The organism is Nostoc sp. 'Peltigera membranacea cyanobiont' 210A, from assembly GCF_002246015.1.
Lineage (GTDB): Bacteria > Cyanobacteriota > Cyanobacteriia > Cyanobacteriales > Nostocaceae > Nostoc.
Map to the genome: position 1 here is coordinate 558,654 of NZ_NOLJ01000001.1, position 18,779 is coordinate 577,432.

Below are 18,779 nucleotides of genomic sequence, written 5' to 3' on the forward strand. Positions count from 1 at the left end.
ACGCTTTGCCCGAACTATTGGATCTATATGGATACTGATATCGCCTTAAATATTTATTAATCAGTTCCCAGTAAATCCTGTAAAAAACGATAACCTGCCTGTTCCAAATCAAGAGCAAGAGAAAAAGTCAAACTGCGAATTCGGATGCTACCAACTTTGATGTTCAATGGTTCTGCCAAGGGCGCTGGATAAATTAGAATTGCCTCCTGACAACCTTTTGCCTCCGCATAGGCGACCATTTGATTAATATCAGCAGTCGCTGGCTTAGAAGCAGCTTTGTACTTGGTATCTAACACATATCTGGCTATCCCCGTTGTCATATCATAGAGTACCAAGTCAATGTCAAAGTATAATGCTTTACCCTGACCTAAATAGATTCTTTCTTGGGACTGGATATCTAATGCAAGAGTTAGCAGTCCCGTTTTTTGATGCGCTTTCAACCACTCTGCCACAAAGCGTTCGTAGAGTTGCGACATATTAACCAAAAAGGGTAACGTCGCGTTTGCACCTGTTTCATGACTAGGTGCAATCTGTTCCAAAAAGAAGCGGCAAAGTGCGTGTAGGGGGCGATAGTCTTCATTGAGATGGTTGTACTGTCGTCCTATACAAGCTCTGGGATTGAATGGTTGCAATGTCACCAATCCCTGTAGTAGATGATACGCACGGCGCACCGTTGGCATTACCCGTTCCGTACATAAACCGCTACGGGCAATACACCAGAGTGTCCAAGCAAGAATTTGATTCTCTTCAACGTCTGCGGTATGTTCTTCATAATGGCACTGGATTTTAGTGTCCCACGGTCGAGTGACAAGGAGCCGTACATCAATACGTCCCCGAACATAAGGCAAATGTTCTGTCTTGGGGATGTAGGCGCAGTAGAAACCCTGACAGCCTCGGTTAAGAATGCGACGGGCTAAAATATCAGCCAGCCGTTCATAAAATTCTAAGAGCGTTTGACAATCAACCAGTCCTGATAAAAAGCGAAAACTTTTGAGGTCATAGGCATACTCCAGCATTCCCAGAAGATTACCTAGCTTGACTTTGGGGTGTAGGGCAATGTGAAAATCGCTCGTTAAAGGAATGTAACCAACCCATCCTTGGGCAGTTAGTCGCCAGCGATCGCCTGTTTTTGGAGAAGGGAAGTCCACACTCACTTGAGTATTGTAGTCACGCCACAACATTTCTCCAATTGCGTAGGGAAGTAGCGATCGCGGCAACAACTTGGAAACGTATTCAGTTAACTCTATTATCTGCGGCGATGTTACACTCATGGGTAAATTTGCTTCTTGACTTCGTTCCAACGAAACTGATCTACTTTACTGGGTTGGTCAAAAAAATATTCTTCCAAATACGGCTCAATCTCCAGTTGCCAAACACTGCCAATCTGGTCAGCTAAGTCGTCTAGGAGAAAGAAGCTAATACCCACTTCGTTGTGAGGATTACCAATTGCCTGGTTCAACTTCATCAACGTTTGAATCAACTTTTCCACTGGAAAACCAGTATCTAAGTGATGGTCGCGGAGAATCTCATAGTTTGGGTAGAGAGGAATAAAAGCAAAGCGGCGGCGGATGGCATGATCTACTAGTGCAATTGAGCGATCTGCTGTGTTCATCGTGCCGATAATTCGTACATTGGCAGGAATGCTGAATACTTCACCTGCTGCCAAAGGCATTTTTTCGTCACGATATTCCAACAGATACATCAACTCACCAAAGACACGGGCAACATTGGCACGGTTGATTTCATCTATAATCAGTACGCAAATATCCTGGCAACAACATGCTTTGTAACAGAAATCGAGAAACCGTCCATTAACCAGTGGATAATCAAGTTCTCCATCTATTCGTTGTGGGCGAATGCCTTGTACAAAGTCCTCATAAGTATAAGCGGGGTGGAACTGGACAATATCTACAAAACCATCACTGCCACTAGTCAGATATTTAGCCAGTTTTTTGGCAATATATGTTTTACCTGTGCCTGGAGATCCGTAAAATATTGCCTGCTTTTTACGCTCTATTGCCTTTAACCAATTTAAAAGCGTCTCCTCTTCAATCCCAGTATCCAATGCACATTGATTGAGGGAGTATTCTGGTTGAGTTTCTATTGCTTCAAGCTGAAAAGATAATTCGCTAACTTTATCCATTGGTGAGGGTTTATTACCTGGAAAATCATACTTTCTAACAGCAATTAGCCAATGACAAAACATATCGAATAAGTCATCGTCTCGCATTGATGGCGCACCAGTCTGACGCATATCAGTAGCTAATTCTTGAATTAATTTTTGTCCTGTTGTATTAACTGCTGCATATTCTGTTAGCTTCTGACTATAAGATTTATCTGTAAAGTAATTGATAACCTGTCGTGATTTATTATTAAGTAGTAAAAAGTCATCTGGTCGGAGTGCATTCAGGATAAGTGTAAGCATTTCTGTTTGAAAGCCTTGGGTATAAGGTAATTCTGAAAATTCCTTACAAGCTTCTCCCAACAAAGTAGGGTTTTGATTACAGTGACGAATGAAATTAAAAATGGCTTGAGCTATATTCGGCCAGTCTTCTGATTTTGCCCAAAGAGCGCCTTCAAACCATTTTTTAATGTCTTTATCGATCGCTGGGGCATAATGTATCCAGACGTTTCTTTGACTGTTGTTAGCCGTTAGCGCGTAGGGGAGAAGCTGTAGCAGTACTACCTCGGTTATATCTTCTCCAGACTCATAGTCCGAAGCGATCGCTTGAAAATCCTCTTTACCTTTCTGACGCTGCTCGTGGTAGACTTTCTGATGACGCAATCCAGCCTGGGTGTAAGGATAAGACCTGATAAATTCTTTAAATAACTTGATAAATTCGCTATTCTTCTCTAAAATCAAAACCTGTCGGTCACTATGTAGTTTTTTTGTAGTCATTTAGTTATGAATTATACAATAGCGCAGGAGAATGCATTTAAAGACTTAACATTAATTATTTGTGAGCGTTGATAGATTTTCCCCACCTAAAAGCATAATAGTTTCATATTCTTTCTCATTAAGATAACGATAGCTTTGAGGCGGACGCAAGTAAGATATTTTATCTTTTAACCGATGTAGTTCAATAGGATTTTCAAATTTTTTTGCATTTATAAAATAAATTCCTACGGCAAGTGATGCACCTTTATAATATTCATAGAAATCTTGACGTTTGATACCAGCATGGTCTTTAACTTGTTTCCATAATTCTTTTAACTCATTTTTTGAGGCTAATTTTTCAATAACAAAATCTACCTCAAAAAAGCCTAAAAACGTCTTTTTAGGAGATGATACATACACAAAAACAATATCTCCTGTTTTTACACGAGTTCTTACTCTACGTAATTCTACTTTTTTTGTTCGTTCTTCAAAAATTTTATTGGCATACTCAGGTTTAACTGAGATTAATAGTATCTGACATGGCATGATAAATTCTTACATACAAATATTATCTATTTCCTAAATTATACAACTTTATAAATGACTCATTATTAATTTTATTGGGGGAGACAAGTAACAAATTATCTTTATCCAAAATTTCCTGTAATTCTTCAAAAGATATACGATTATTAAATAATTCTGTATCACTAAATCGAATTGCCATAATATTACCATTTTTATCTGTCTGTATCTTCTCAATATCCCTTTCATTGTAAACTCCTAATCTTTGAAAACGTCGGTAAAGTTCTTTAGATTTACCTATAATTACCTCATCTACATAAGAACAAGCACCAATATAACCGACATCCTGAAAACCTTTGCCTCTCCCTTCACCTTGAGTTTCGCTCACATACCAAAGAAGTCGACAAGGGGCATTTAACCCTCTAGAGTTTTGTATGGCTCGATAGTAAACTGCTTCACGATTAAATGCTAATTCTGGTTTCGATCCAAATCCAGGCAAAGCAAGCATTTGATTCGCTAAATGCTCATCAAATAAATATGAAGCCCATCTAGGTTGAATAGGGATAATAAAGGTAGCAATTTCAGAATCAGTAATTTTTGCAGGAAAAAGAAATCGTTCAATATCTATTGACGATTGAGCATCTATAACTGTATTTTCGTTATTAATATTATTAGAAAGTTCCCTAATAAAATTATATTCATCTCCAAAACTAAAGGCTAAAATAATGAGATATTCTGATAATCCTGAAGAAGTTTTTACAACTGATAAGTTTGCTTTCATCCATCCATTTGAAACTTTGACAAAAGCATCTTCTTGAATAGCTTCAGTAATAGTACTCTCTAAATATGGGTCAGTTATTCTTGTAAAATTTCGCTGTTCACGAGCGGATTTTAATATAGATTTAAAAATTATATGACGTGCCAGGGTAGACGAAAGATTATGATTTCCAACTCGAAGTATCGGAATTTCTAGTTCATGTTTTTTTTGCTTTCCATACACAATTAAAGCAAGCGGATTATTATCTGACTCTCTCACAACAATGCATTCAAATTTCTCATGTTCAGCCAAATAATGTCGTAGTTTTTGCTGAAAGCCTGTTTTATTTTCTCCTAATTGAGAGTTATAAAAATAATTAACTAACAAGTCTTCTTGTCCAGTTTTTACCTGTATTTGTTCTAAGGTTGTACCAGAAATCCGTACAGGTTGGTAGTCAGGTTTATCCCGAAGTTCATCTAGCTGATTTATAAGTTCTTCAGGGTGAATAACAGACAACCTAAAGTTTTCATAGATTATATCTGCTAAATCTAACAATTGCTGATCTCTACTTAAAAATACATGAGATTCGGATGTTATACTCCTAGCCAGATAACGTAAGTTATATTCATCAAGTACAAAATTATGTTTAATAATTATTTGTTGTAGAAGATTTAAATTTTCCTCTAATATCTTATTGTCGCAAGGTAAGCAAGTAAAACATTGTGCAAAATAATGCTGACTATCCCTCTCTTGATTGTTATCAATTCGATTAATTTGATTAAAAACTTCATCATTAATGCACAAATTTAATTCAGTTTGCACCCAGTCAGCTAGTAATATATTTTCGTCTTGACTATCAATATTCTCATGATTATCCTCACCATATAAGTCCAAGAAAATATCAGGAGCAATCATTGCACACAACTTAGACTCAAGTTGCTGCTGAATCATCGTAGAAAATAGAGGAAGAGGATTGTGTTCTAACACCCAAATAGTAAGTTTCTTATTTTTAGCCTTGGCTTCTACATCCAAGGTTGGAATAAAGCCAAAGCTCGACCACATGCCTTGTAGATCATAATCGCGGCGGCACTTTAACTTAATTCCTCGAGAAGATGTTGTTATTTGTTTGAGGTGATCGACAAGTTGTTTGGCTACTCCCTTACCCCGGCATGAAGGATCAATACACAGATGAGTGATAGCGAACCAGTCTCGTGAACGTCGATATAAGAGATAAGCAACACAGCCACCTTCAGAATCAAGCGCTACAAGGATTTGACGATGGGCTGCTCGTTCCTCAAATGCTCCTTTGGGCAAGTTACCAAGTGTTTTTGAGTTAGCTCGCCACAGTTTTCTGACTGTTTCTAGATATGGGGAATGATTATCTATCGATTCAATTTTGAACTGTGCGTCAGTTTTCACTTTTTGCTTATCTTTTCCATCTTCATAGCGGGTTTTTTCTTTCATAGTAAATTTATCACCTTGTCAATGCGGTAAACTGTCTGTATTAAGATATAGAAAATAGCTCAAAATAGATACTTTGACTGTTATAGCAAAAGACTGAAGTAATTGCCCAAAGGTTAGCAAAAAGAATATTTCGACAAGCTTTTGAATTCCAACGGCTTGTGATGATTGTCTGTAGACTCTCTACTGCTTGATTGGAACATCACGGCTCATTTTCACAGAACAAAAACCAACTTTATCAGGTTTTGAATTTACGCCATGATATTTTAAGGAGAAACTGATGCAAGAAGCATCCCTTTATCCAAAAATTATTTTAAAACTATGCTTCAGGCTAAAGTCTTCGTCACTCGTCGCCTACCCATCGAATTAGAGCAACTGCGATCGCTTGCCATTGTCGAAGTTTGGCCAGAACGCCAACCCCCTCCCTACGAAATTTTACTAGAAAAAGTCAAGGAAATAGATGGATTGCTATGTCTGCTGACTGACCAAATCGATCGGCAACTCATCGAGTCTGGGAAACTCAAAGTCATCAGTCAAATGGCGGTGGGTTACGATAACATTGATATTGCCGCCGCTACGGCACGACAAATTCCCGTCGGTAATACTCCTGGGGTGTTAACCGATGCTACCGCAGATTTTGCCTGGGCATTACTAATGGCAGCTGCACGGCGCGTAGTGGAGGCAGATCGATTTACTCGTGCAGGTTTATGGCAGACTTGGGAACCAGATTTGTTATTGGGGCCAAATGTTACAGGTGCTACCTTGGGGATTGTTGGTTTTGGGCGGATTGGTCAAGCGATCGCTCGTCGTGCCAAAGGGTTTGAAATGCAGATTTTGTATACGAGTAGGCAACGATGCAGCTTGGAATTAGAACAATCTTTAGGTGTGGAGTTTGCTACGTTAGAACACTTACTGCAAGAGTCAGATTTTGTGACACTGCACACACCATCGGCTGATGATACTTATCATTTAATTAGCGATCGCCAATTTGAATTGATGAGGCGATCGGCTATTTTGATTAACACCGCACGAGGAACTATTGTAGATCCAGATTCTCTGTATCGCGCCCTTGCAAGTGGTCAAATTGCTGCTGCGGCTATCGATGTCACCGAACCAGAACCGATTCCCAGCGATAGCCTGTTGTTAACCTTAGAAAATCTAATTATTGCACCGCATATTGGCAGTGCCAGCCGTCAAACGCGCTCAAAAATGGCAACAATGGCGATCGCTAATTTAATCGCGGGATTGAAGGGCGATCGCTTGGCTAATTGTGTCAACCCTGAAATTTATAATTCATAATTCACGCCTGATGTGAATTATAAACGCCCTCAATCTAGAAATCTCGCTTTTAAAAGGGCTGATATCGCACTGAAAAATTAAAGCCGTTATCTTGCAGCGAACTACCGCGATCGCTTGTGCCCATTAATGGTATACCATAGTCTGCACGCAATACCAAACCGTTAAAAGGTTGCCAGTTCAAGCCCAACCCCAAGCTAGCAATAGTTTGCGGGTCGGCATTAATACCGCGATTATTCCAAGCTGTACCGATGTCAAAAAATGGAATTAGCTGTAATGTTTCTACATTTGAAGCCAGGGGAATCCGAACTTCCACACCTCCAACTACCCCATTGTCAGCCACAATTTGATTTTGATCGTAACTGCGTACTGTATCAACTCCTCCAATGCTAATTTTTTCCAAGGAAAGTAAGGAATCAGGAGTAAGTTGAGTGTTAACTTTGGCTAGCATCAAGATGCGGGGAGATAGTCGTTGTACCCATTGAAATTGTCCCACCCAAGAGAAAAAGCGCCCATCAGTACCACTATCGTTAACGGTTGCGTCAATTGCATCAATCCCAAAACTAAATTGCGATCGCGCCGCTAGAACACTGTTAGCATTACGTTGTAACCAATCTTGAGAAAAACGGATTACCGTAACTCTTGATTCCCCATCTTCTGGCCCTTCGGTAAAGGAGAAGGGGATATCATTCAAGATGTAGGTTTGACTGCGCCGTAAATCGAATGCTAAACCCAAAGCAAATTCTCTGTTTGGCGTGTGGATTAGCGGTTGACGGAGGTTAAAAGAAACGGTTTCGGCTTCGCTGCGGATATTTAAGTCACGAAATTCGCTTTCAATAATGCGGCTAGCGCTGTTGCTGTAGCGGACACCAATGGTTCCATCTAAGGCGTTAAAGGGAATAGAATAATTAATATTGTAAATGTCTAAACCTTCGCTACCAGCATATTCAGCACTAAATTTATCCCCAAATCCTAATAAATTATCGTGAGCAAGAAAAACACTCCCTTGTTCTGAGCCGACGCTAGTTGATTGGTTATTTGCAAAGGTAACGCCAAGGTGGAATGGTGGCGATTCGGTAATTGTCACCTGTAAGATATTATTTCCGGGAGTACTACCTGCGGTTAACTCAGCATTAACTCGTTGAATTACCGGGTCAAGTTGTAATAATTGTAGCGCTTGTTCGATACTTTTTTGATTTAAAGGCTTACCTGCAAGGCGTTTAATCCGGGAACGCACATACCCAGGCTGCAATCTTTGTAACCCTAAAATGGAAATTCCTTCGAGTTCGCCTTCGACAACTTGGATTTGCACGACACCGCTAGCGACATTTTGATTGTTGGAAATAAATGCACCACTGGTGATATAGCCATTATCAACATAGAGTTTAGTGATTTGCGATCGCAGTTGCAATAACTGCTCAAATGTGATGTTTTTATTTTCTAAAGGCTGTTTTAATTTAATGATTTCATCTTTTAAAACAGAATAGCCTGTGACTTGAATTTCTTTGACAAAAAAACTTTCACCGCTAGGAAAGATGTTATCAGGTAGATTTTCCTGTGGGGGTGATGGGAGTATGGGAACAGTTGGTGTCGCTGGTGTAGGCACAAGTGTTGGTGTTGGTGATGGTTGGGGTAGAGTTTCTTCGACTTTTCCCGGTGTATCGGGGGGAATTGTGACTCCTGGCGGGGGTGTCGATTGTGCAAATACTGCAATTGGAGTGATGTTGATGCAGGTAAGTAATATGAAAAAAAGCTTTTGAAACCGAAGGTAGGAACCCATTGTTTATTTATGATTTGAAAGGGTGATCGTTTGTTATTGGTAAGGTTTTTAGATATATTTATGCTGTGTAACACACGTCTATTTATTCCCAAAATCTGACTTAGCGATCGCATTACTAATTAGATATTTATCAAGTATTATTACTTAATTAAAATACCATGATGGGTTGCTTGATGATTGCACCTTTATGCAATTATCAAGATCCAATTTGGTCATTCTAATATTTAGCACTTATGTATTGATAAATAAGACAATAAATGCATTAAGAAAAAAATATGTGATGGCGCAAGCGCCTATTTGTCAGTTCACTAATCACTAGGGAACTTGAAAGACAAATAATTTGCGCCATCTTTATTTAGGATTGAGATATCATCTCTTCCACATCTACAGGCGAGCATTGTCGCCGATCATCGCAAGTAAAAGCCGTAAATGAACCATCATCCTCAATAGCAAACAAAAAATTATCAGCAGCATAAGTAGGGTGTCTTGTGGAAGTTCCAGCATAGACAGGGTTATATCCCAAAAAAACTAATCCGCGAGGAGAAGACTTAAGTCTAATTTTTTGGTCTACAACCTGCTTTTTATTAGAGCTAAAATATCTAGTCCTCATCACTCCAGAATATCCGTTCATCACCAGCACGCTTGTATAGACAACTCCATCAACGCTATATTTTAGCTGCCAGCTTCCGTAAATCGGAGAATTTGCATCTACCAGTTGCGCGATGACCTTCGGCGCAGCAAAGCTGATCGCATAAGATGAAGATTGAGAAACATCCGGTGTTTGTACTAAGGCATTTCTCGCATCTACTGACTTAATACCAAACAATCCAATTCCAGCTACTAAAATTGCAATGGAAGTAGTTTGTTTTAAATTCGGTAATGCCAAAGATGATGCTAAAACTGTGTTACAGAATAGTTTAGAAAACATAATCAACCTCTCAATCTGAGTTAAAAAAATAACGATAATTTCATCAGCAACGGTTGATATATTGATGATTTTTGTCTTTTTCGATTCATTAACCGTTTCTTTAATACTCAGATTAAGGGATATGACTAGGTAATTCATTCACCATTTATGCATATATAGTTGCATGATTTGGATGGTGCGATCGCATGATTGTGCGTCCCATTTTGCAGAAAACTGCACATAGAATTTTCCCAATATGTGCAATATTTATTTTGAACAACTTCTACTCAAGATTAATTGCCCATTTGGTAATCGATACAATCCTTGTGGTTCAATTATTGGGTCGCCTTTTTTCCAGGGACGTGGTGTTGGTTCCACACTACGCACATCACCAGTTGTGTAGGCTGAAGTTAACACATTTCCCGGAGTATAGCGTAAAGCACCAGAACCTGTAATGGTAAAAGAGTTTTCTTGCCGCTTGGTGCCGCGTGAAATGCAGCTATTGGCAATGAGTGCGTTGGTATCGATGACGTTTGGTGATAATCCGGTGAAGCTGTTTTGAATCGAACTGTTATCGGGTGTATTAATATTTGTTACACCGGAAACGCCTAATTCCGAACTGGCAGTAATATCACTTCTCTCAGTTAGTTTTGGACGTGACTCGATACCGAAGATACCTTGCGAGTTGATTTGGATGTTGCCACCACTTCCGGTAAAGGCGTTAGCACTGATATCGCTGTTTTCTTCGGGAACAGCAATGATAAATTTGGAGTTGATATTGATGTCACCGCCATCCCCACCTAATTCTTCTGTGCCTGCGTTGGTAGAGATTTGAGCGCCATGACGGAGTAAGAGTAAATTGCTGTTGACGTTGATATTACCACCGTTACCGGATGCAGATTCAGCGTTGAGTTTACCTTGATTGTCTAAGGTAATTTTGGGTGAGTTGATTTCGATATCGCCTGTGATTCCTGAACCTGTGGAACTGACAAATAAGCCACTGTTAGCACCGATATTTCCGACTCTCTCAGGAAAGTTAGTAATGCGATCGCTAAAATTAGGGTCGCTACCGCTAATAATTACTTTATCAGTAGCGTTGACAGTTATTTTACCTGCATGTCCATTGCTTGAGGTAGTGGTGGTGAGTTGTCCACCATTGAAGGCGTCAAAAATATTTGCATTTACCGTAATATCGCCACCCTTTTGATTATTTCTAGTGCCTGCATCCATTAAAGCGCCGTCAGATACGCGAAAGATATTGGTGTTTACGGTAATATCGCCACCTTTGCCTTGAGAATTAAAATCAGTAGATGTGAATAAAGCACTAGAAAATCCTGTCTCTTGATTAGTTCCAGAAACAGTTATCGCATCTTTTGCACGCACCGTCACATTCCCTGCATTCCCCTGTCCTGCTGGCTGGGTAGCAGATGCACCACGAGTAGCAGTTAGTAGTTGAGCGCCATCACTGAGTGAGAGTGAAGTAGCATTGATGTCGATATTGCCTCCTTTACCTACGCCTCCTGCTTCTACCGTGCTGAAAATGTAAGCGTTACTTGCAAGGGAAACAGCATTTTTTGCACCCACTGTCACATTCCCTGCATTTCCCTCTCCAGAAGTTGAGGCAGAAAGTTTAGCGCCATCACTTAGAGAGAAGTCACCAGAATCGATGAAAATGTTACCTCCATTCCCCTGTCCAGAAGTTGAGGCAAGAAGTTGAACGCTATTGGTCAGAGAAACTCTCTCAGCTGCGATCGTAATATCTCCTCCAGAGCGTTTCCCTGTAAATTCCGGTGAAGGTATTGCAAAGGGCCCAACAGCGCTATATGCTCCAGTAAAATTATTACTTCCTACTCCATCGAAGGAAATTGTATTTCCGGCTTCAATGGTTATACTTCCTGAATTACCTTGTCCAAAGGTTACAGCCTGTATTACAGAACCATTGCTGACAAAAACAGAGTCATCAGCATTAATTTGAATATTTCCGGCGTTACCTTTTCCAAGAGTGCTTGTAGCTATTAGAGCGTCATTAGCAAGGGAAAGTGATCGCGCTGTAATATTGATATTAGCCCCATTTCCTATACCTAAAAGTCCAACAGCACTAAGTACTCCACTGTCAGTTCCTGAAAATGAAACTTTGTCTTTTGCCAAGATAATGATATTCCCTGCATTTCCCTGTCCCAAAGTTGAGGCAGAAAGTTTAGCGTCATCAGTGAGGGAGAGGGAACTACCTCTGATATTGATACCTCCACTGTTGCCTACACCTCCCGTTTCCACATTACTGAAAATGTCACCATTTGCAAGGGAAACAGCATCTTTTGCACCCACTGTCACATTCCCTGCATTTCCCTGTCCATAAGTTGAGGCAGAAAGTTGAGCGCCATCAGTTAGGAAGAACGAGCCACTGGAAATGTTGACATTTCCCCCATTACCTCTTGCTCCGGTTCCCACATTGGTGAAAATTGCACTGGGAAAATCGTTTTTCTCCCCAGCAATATCAACAGCACCTGTTACCAAAACATTGACATTCCCCGCATTCCCCTGTCCTGCTGGCTGGGTAGGAGATGCACCACGAGTAGCAGTTAGTAGTTGAGCGCCATCAGTGAGTGACAGAGTGGCTGCATTGATATCGATATTGCCACCCTTACCTATACCTCCTGCTTCCACGGTGCTGAGGATGTCACTATTTGCAAGGGAAACAGCATCTTTTGCACCCACCGTCACATTCCCTGCATTTCCCACTCCATAAGTTGAGGCAGAAAGTTGAGCGCCATCACTTAGAGAGAAATCACCAGAATCGATAAAAATATTACCCCCATTGCCAACAGTCCCCGTTTCCACATTGCTGCGAATCCCACTGGGAAAACCGTTTTTCTCCCCAGCAATATCAACAGCACCTGTTACCAAAACATTGACATTCCCTGCATTTCCCACTCCATAAGTTGAGGCTTCAAGTTGAGCGCCATTACTTAGAGAGAAGTCACCAGAATCAATAAAAATGTTACCCCCATTGCCAACAGCCCCCGTTTCCACATTGCTGCGAATCCCACTGAGAAAACCGTTTTTCTCCCCAGCAATGTCAACAACACCTGTGACTTTCACATTGACATTCCCCGCATCCCCTCTTCCTGCTAGTTGACTAGCAGATGCTCCACGAGTAGCAGTTAGTAGTTGAGCGCCATCAGTGAGTGATAGGGTTGCAGCATTGATGTCGATATTGCCACCTTTACCTACGCCTCCTGCTCCTACCGTGCTTAAAATGTCACCGTTTGCAAGGGAAACAGCATCTTTTGCACCCACCGTCACATTCCCTGCATTTCCCACTCCATAAGTTGAGGCAGTAAGTTTAGCGCCATCTCGTAATGAGAAGTTACCAGAATCGATAAAAATGTTACCCCCATTCCCAACTGTTCCCGTGTCCACCAAGCTGCGAATCCCACTGGGAAAACCGTTTTTCTCCCCAGCAATATCAACAGCACCTGTGACTTTCACATTGACATTTCCCGCATCCCCTCTTCCTGCTGGCTGGGTAGCAGATGCAGCACGAGTAATAGTTAGCAGTACAGCGCCATCAGTGAGTGATAGGGTTGCAGCATTGATGTCGATATTGCCACCTTTACCTACACCTCCTGCTTCCACGGTGCTAAAAATGTAAGCGTTACCTGCAAGGTAAACAGCATCTTTTGCACCGACTGTCACATTCCCTGCATTTCCCTGCCCATAAGTTGAGGCTTCAAGTTTAGCGCTATCTCGTAATGAGAATGAACCAGAATCAATGGTAATGTTACCGCCATTCCCAACAGTCCCCGTTCCCACATTGCTGAAAATCCCACTGGGAAAACCGTTTTTCTCCCCAGTAATATCAACAGCACCTGTTACCAAAAGATTGACATTCCCCGCATCTCCTCTTCCTGCTGGTTGGATAGCAGATGCAGCACCAGTAGCAGTTAACAGTTGAGCGCTATCAGTGAGTGACAGTGCTGTAGCATTGATGTTGATATTGCCTCCTTTACCCACGCCTCCTGCTTCTACGGTGCTTAAAATGTCAGCATTTGCAAGGGAAATAGCATCTTTTGCACCCACCGCCACATTCCCCGCATTCCCCACTCCTGAAGTTGAAGCAGTAAGTTTAGCGCCATCTCGTAATGAGAACGAGCCAGAATCGATGGTAATGTTACCCCCATTCCCAACAGTCCCCGTTTCCACATTGCTGCGAATACCACTGGGAAAACCGTTTTTCTCCCCAGCAATATCAACAGCACCTGTTACCAAAACATTGACATTGCCTGCATCCCCCTGTCCTGCTGGTTGGATAGCAGATGCACCACGAGTAATAGTTAGCAGTTGAGCGCCATCAGTGAGTGACAGTGTTGTTGCATTGATGTCGATATTGCCTCCTTTACCTACGCCTCCTGCTTCTACGGTGCTTAAAATGTAAGCGTTACCTGCAAGGTCAACAGCATTTTTTGCATCCACTGTCACATTCCCTGCATTCCCCTGTCCATAAGTTGAGGCAGAAAGTCGAGCGTCATCACTTAGAGAGAAGTCACCAGAATCGATGGTAATATTACCTCCATTGCCTTTTGAATTCTCACTCACAAGATTGCGAATCCTACTCCCGGAGTCAGCAACTTTGATGTCCCCCGTAGCATTAAGCGTAATATCCCCCGCAGTCGCCTCTGGTTTCCCCAAACCTTCAGCGATACCAGCAGAAAGCTGACTCCCTCTCAAAATATCTATGTTCCGGGCATTAATCGCAATATCACCGCCACCAGCAGCTTCTACATACACAAACGCTTCATTGGTAAGTGATACATCTGCACGAGTCACATTCTCAGGAAATTTCAAGCTGAGATTATCGCCATTAAAAAGAAGATTGACATTTCCAGGTGCTGCTAACCCCCCTAATTCAACTCTCCCGCCATAAGCATTTAACTCGCCGCCATCCATGCTGACATTACCGCCCACTAGCAGCAAACTTTTCCCATCAGCTACTCGCAAACCATATACATTAAACCCAGCTGGGTCTGTTCCGGCTCGTGCAATTGAGTTATTTTGAATCGCTGCACCTTGATTAAGCTGATTAAACCACAACGCCGAAGGATTTACCGTCAACAATGGTGGTGCTTGGGGATTGGTGGCGCTGAAAATACCCTGATTGCCAAACTGTACTCCATTGGCTGTTGTCCCGACAAAACTCCCCTGCACATCTAACCGCGCATTCTGCCCAAATAAAATTCCATTGGGATTAATCAAAAACAAATTTGCTGCACCATCAACTCCCAATGTCCCGAAAATATTCGATGCATTCCCACCTGTTACCCGCGTCAATATATTTTCTATTCCAGTGGGGTTAGCAAAATACACTCGTTGCCCATTTTCGATATTAAACTCGCTGAAACTATGAAAAAGATTGCTGCCGCGTGTTGCACCACCCTCAATTTTGTCGCCTAGTGTGCCATTAATTATCAGATTTTGCTTGAGTTGAGAAGCTTCTGCACCCAGAGTATTATCGGGTGTGATTTGTGAATGGGCTGGCAAAGCTTGGCTGAATGCAGTGGATATTAGGCATAAAGAAAGAATGCTTTTAATACTGGCTTTTTGAGGATGATATGGTTGATTCATAAATAATTTACCTTGGATAAATTAGAATAAAATCCACGATCCGGTAAACAACTAGGTAATGCATTCACCTTTCATGCAAATATAGTTGCATGATTCTGTATGGTGCGATCGCACAATTTATGCTTGCATATAATGCATTTAAAATGCGCTAAATGCCTGTATATACCGTTAGTCTGAGGCTAAGACAACTAAGCCTAACCCAAAATCAAGTATTTTAAGTTTTGTCTATTTAGCTTGCACTTCCAGTCACCAAATGCAAGGAAAATTGCATAAAACTGCACACTTTCCCAAAACTCAGTTTTCGATTCCTATTTCTGGTAATTTAAAAATAAAATTCATACAAGTATTTCCTCTATCAATTGATTGTGACAAAAGGGCTGTATAAAAGATAACTTGCTTAAACCAAATACCAGATGCAGACATTGCTGAATTAAAATATGAAATCCCCAAAAAAATATCTTAAACTCTTACTCTCTAAACCTTTACGACCACCATTTGCCTTTCGCTTCTCCCAAGCAAAGAAGTTTCGAGCAGCAGATTCCGCCACTCGATTTTTTTTATCTGCAAGGCGAATTCGTCTCTTCACCGAGCAATACCAAAAACTAAATCGCCATCGATTGATAAAAGTATTATTTTTGGCAAGTCTCATAATTTGTTTATTGTTTGGACAAGTTGTATCTGCACAAACTCCAAATGTCACTGCACTAGTTGAACAAGGAATCAAAGACTATAATACCGGAAATTTTGTTAATGCGATAAAAAAATGGCAAGAGGCATTAAATCAGGATAAAAATAATCCGTCAGTTACAGCAGTTGTGAATGAAAATTTGGCGCGCGCTTACCAAAGAATAGGAGAAAATAAAGCAGCGATCGCATCGTTATCGGCAGCAATTAATGACTATAATACGGTGAATAATATCCAGCAAGTCGGACGAATGCAGTCAGAACTTGCCCAAGTTTACAGCAATTTGGGACAACCTCGCAAAGCGATCGCACTTTTGTGTGGCAAACTAGTAGATAAGTCGAAAAACTCCGAAAATCAACCAAGTCAGGAAATAAAATGCACTCCAGAAAGTGCCGAACAAATCGCCACCAAATACAACGACAAACGCGGTCAGGTTGCGGCTTTGGGTATTCTCGGTGAAGCATATCGTTTAATCGGAAGTTACGACCAAGCAATTAAGTATTTAGACACAGCCCAACAAGTTAGTCCAGAATCTAAATTTTTGGTATTTAATAGTTTGGGTAATGCTTACAAAAGTCGCGGTCAATTGCGAGAGTTACAAGCCGATTCGGCAAATAAAGCTGGTATTTTTAGTAAAGAACAAGAATTTACTCAAAAGTCACAAGAAGACTACGACAGAGCTTATCAATATTTTCAAGATAGTATAAAATTCGCCCGTAACGAAAAACAACCTTTAGCAGAGATGCGGGGATTATTAAATTTCATTCAGTTGGTTTCCCAGACAAATAAGAGCAAATTTATTAATGATGAGAAGTTTAACAAAGCCCTGAAGGATGCTTTAATAGTTCTCGAAGCTTTGCCCGATTCTGCCACAAAAGTCTATGGGGCAATTGATTTAGCATACTTGCAGCGCAATGCTAAAGGAACTTCACCCTTTACCTACTGTCCAACTGGGCTGGTTTTATCTGGTGACAACGAAGCATTAAATTTGCTTGAAAACTCAGTATTAACAAGTAAAAATTTACAAGATAATCGCCTAATTTCTTATGCTAATGGTGCTTTAGGCCATTTCTGGGAATGTAGTTCAGATAACGACAAAGCATTAAATAATCAAAAAACATTAAGTAATGAAAAGGCATTAAAATATACGCAAGCTGCTCTCATCGCAGCAGACAGCAAGTTGAGTGCAAAAGATAGCTTGTATTTGTGGGAGTGGCAAGCCGGACGGATTTTAGATGAACAGAAGCGAAATGAAGAAGCGATCGCATCTTATCAACGAGCATTTGATACCTTAGAAGATATCCGCCAGGATATTTTGACTGCCGAACGAGATGTACAATTTGACTTCCGCGATGTTGTTCGCCCACTATACCGGACATTGGCACAGTCGCGCCTCAATTTGCTAGGAGTTGGGGCAATTGCAGACGAAGGACGTGCGAAGGAACTATCAAAAGTAGTTAACACCATCGATGCGTTGAAACTTGCAGAATTACAGAATTATTTTGGCAATGATTGCATTTTGAGTGGGTTGAATCCCAAACAGGTGGGCGAACTTCTCGAAGATAATAGTGTAGCGTTTAAGAATACTGGCTTTTTGAGTTCAATAATTTTAGATGGCAAAACCGGGATATTATTGCAGTTACCCAATCAAGCAACTAAATTTAAGTGGATTGAAGACCCCAATCAACAAGGTGACAAAGTAGTTAGCAGCGATACTTTACAGAAAAAAATTGCCGAGTTTCGCACCGGACTAGTTAAAAGAGAAGAAATTAACTACGATACTACAATTGCATCGCAGCTTTATGATTGGATAATTCGCCCCTTTGCAGAGGATATCAAACCGGAGAAAGTCAAAACTCTGGTATTTATTCAGGATGGGTTTTTGCGTAGCGTTCCAATGGCGGCACTTTATGACAGCAAACTCAATAAATATTTAGTTGAAACCTACGCGGTTGCCACAACTCCCAGTTTACGACTTACCACACCTAAACTACGCGATCGCAGTACGCAAAAAGCGTTAATTTTGGGTTTGACAAAAGAAGCCACCATCGACGGCAAGACTTTTGAACAGCTTTTTGCGGTTCCCGATGAAGTCAATGCAGTTCAAAGTATATTCCCCAATCATACCCCTCTGATTGACGATAATTTTCTCGCCGAAAGTTTTCAACAAACACTTGACAAAACCACATATCCCATTGTTCACATTGCTAGTCACGCTCAATTTGGGATTATTCCTGAAGACACCTTCATTGTCACCGGCAAAAACCAAAAGCTTACCATTAGCCAATTAGAAAACTCACTGCGAAACCTCAACAGCAAATCAGATAGCGTCGAATTACTCACACTAACTGCCTGTGAAACCGCAGTTGGCGATGACCGTGCCACACTAGGATTAGCTGGAGTTGCATTGCAAGTTGGGGTTAAAACTGCGATCGCATCTTTGTGGAGTGTTACCGATCAATCGACATCCGAACTAGTGAAAACATTTTACACCAACTATCGCAACACTGGCATGAGTATTGCAGAGGCTTTGCAAACGGCTCAAATCAGAATGATTCATGCTAAGAAATTACCCCCATCTGAAGGTGTCAATACCATGTACGATCATCCTGCATATTGGGCACCAATGGTTGCGATCGGTAATTGGCTTTGAAAAAGATCCCGGCGTTGCTGAATCAAGGGATGATTCTTGTAGGGTGGGCGACACGAGAGCGCTGAAATACAAGGGACGGGCAAGATGCCATTGGTGTCAACTTAAGGCTAAACCCGCTTGGTGACAACGTTTTGCCCTCACCCCCAGCCCCTCTCCCATCCGTGAGAGGGGAGCTAGACACTCAATTCCCCTTCTCCCTTGGGAGAAGGGGTTAGGGG

General features: G+C 41.2%; 9 protein-coding genes. 2 read left to right on the forward strand and 7 right to left on the reverse strand.

The features are described 5' to 3' along the window. Positions 1 to 56: 56 nt before the first annotated feature. From CDG76_RS02525 to CDG76_RS02540, 4 genes are read right to left on the reverse strand one after another with little or no spacing between them, the layout of a single operon-like run. Complete coding sequence (locus tag CDG76_RS02525; RefSeq protein ID WP_094347496.1) at positions 57 to 1,271, reverse strand: McrC family protein; 1,215 nt, start codon at positions 1,269 to 1,271, stop codon at positions 57 to 59. After that, positions 1,268 to 2,899 carry an McrB family protein gene (locus CDG76_RS02530; RefSeq protein WP_094347497.1) on the reverse strand — a complete coding sequence of 544 codons (1,632 nt, stop codon included), beginning with the start codon at positions 2,897 to 2,899 and terminating at the stop codon, positions 1,268 to 1,270. Before CDG76_RS02530 ends, CDG76_RS02525 begins: the two co-directional genes overlap by 4 nt. Before the next feature lie 51 nt (positions 2,900 to 2,950). Continuing rightward, positions 2,951 to 3,424: a hypothetical protein gene (locus CDG76_RS02535; protein ID WP_094347498.1), complete on the reverse strand. Its 474-nt coding sequence runs from the start codon at positions 3,422 to 3,424 to the stop codon at positions 2,951 to 2,953. Positions 3,425 to 3,446: 22 nt separating this feature from the next. After that, positions 3,447 to 5,621 (reverse strand): GNAT family N-acetyltransferase, encoded by a 2,175-nt coding sequence (locus CDG76_RS02540; RefSeq protein ID WP_223265104.1) that lies wholly within the window; start codon positions 5,619 to 5,621, stop codon positions 3,447 to 3,449. Between the two features lie 318 nt (positions 5,622 to 5,939). Between CDG76_RS02540 and CDG76_RS02545 the strand changes: the two genes are divergently transcribed. Then, positions 5,940 to 6,917 carry a 2-hydroxyacid dehydrogenase gene (locus CDG76_RS02545; protein WP_094347499.1) on the forward strand — a complete coding sequence of 326 codons (978 nt, stop codon included), beginning with the start codon at positions 5,940 to 5,942 and terminating at the stop codon, positions 6,915 to 6,917. 49 nt (positions 6,918 to 6,966) lie between these two features. Here the strand turns inward: CDG76_RS02545 and CDG76_RS02550 are convergent, their stop codons facing one another. The 3 genes from CDG76_RS02550 to CDG76_RS02560 all read right to left on the reverse strand — a co-directional run bounded on the left by CDG76_RS02550 (position 6,967) and on the right by CDG76_RS02560 (position 15,223). After that, positions 6,967 to 8,694, reverse strand: coding sequence for a ShlB/FhaC/HecB family hemolysin secretion/activation protein (locus CDG76_RS02550; protein ID WP_094347500.1), 1,728 nt, complete (start codon positions 8,692 to 8,694; stop codon positions 6,967 to 6,969). Between the two features lie 355 nt (positions 8,695 to 9,049). Then, positions 9,050 to 9,622 carry a hypothetical protein gene (locus CDG76_RS02555; RefSeq protein WP_094347921.1) on the reverse strand — a complete coding sequence of 191 codons (573 nt, stop codon included), beginning with the start codon at positions 9,620 to 9,622 and terminating at the stop codon, positions 9,050 to 9,052. A 246-nt stretch (positions 9,623 to 9,868) separates the two neighbouring features. Continuing rightward, positions 9,869 to 15,223, reverse strand: coding sequence for a two-partner secretion domain-containing protein (locus tag CDG76_RS02560; RefSeq protein ID WP_094347501.1), 5,355 nt, complete (start codon positions 15,221 to 15,223; stop codon positions 9,869 to 9,871). A 437-nt stretch (positions 15,224 to 15,660) separates the two neighbouring features. Here CDG76_RS02560 and CDG76_RS02565 point away from each other — a divergent pair, with 437 nt between their 5' ends. Continuing rightward, positions 15,661 to 18,561, forward strand: a complete 2,901-nt coding sequence (locus CDG76_RS02565; protein WP_094347502.1) for a CHAT domain-containing protein — start codon at positions 15,661 to 15,663, stop codon at positions 18,559 to 18,561. The last annotated feature ends 218 nt before the right edge of the window (positions 18,562 to 18,779 follow it).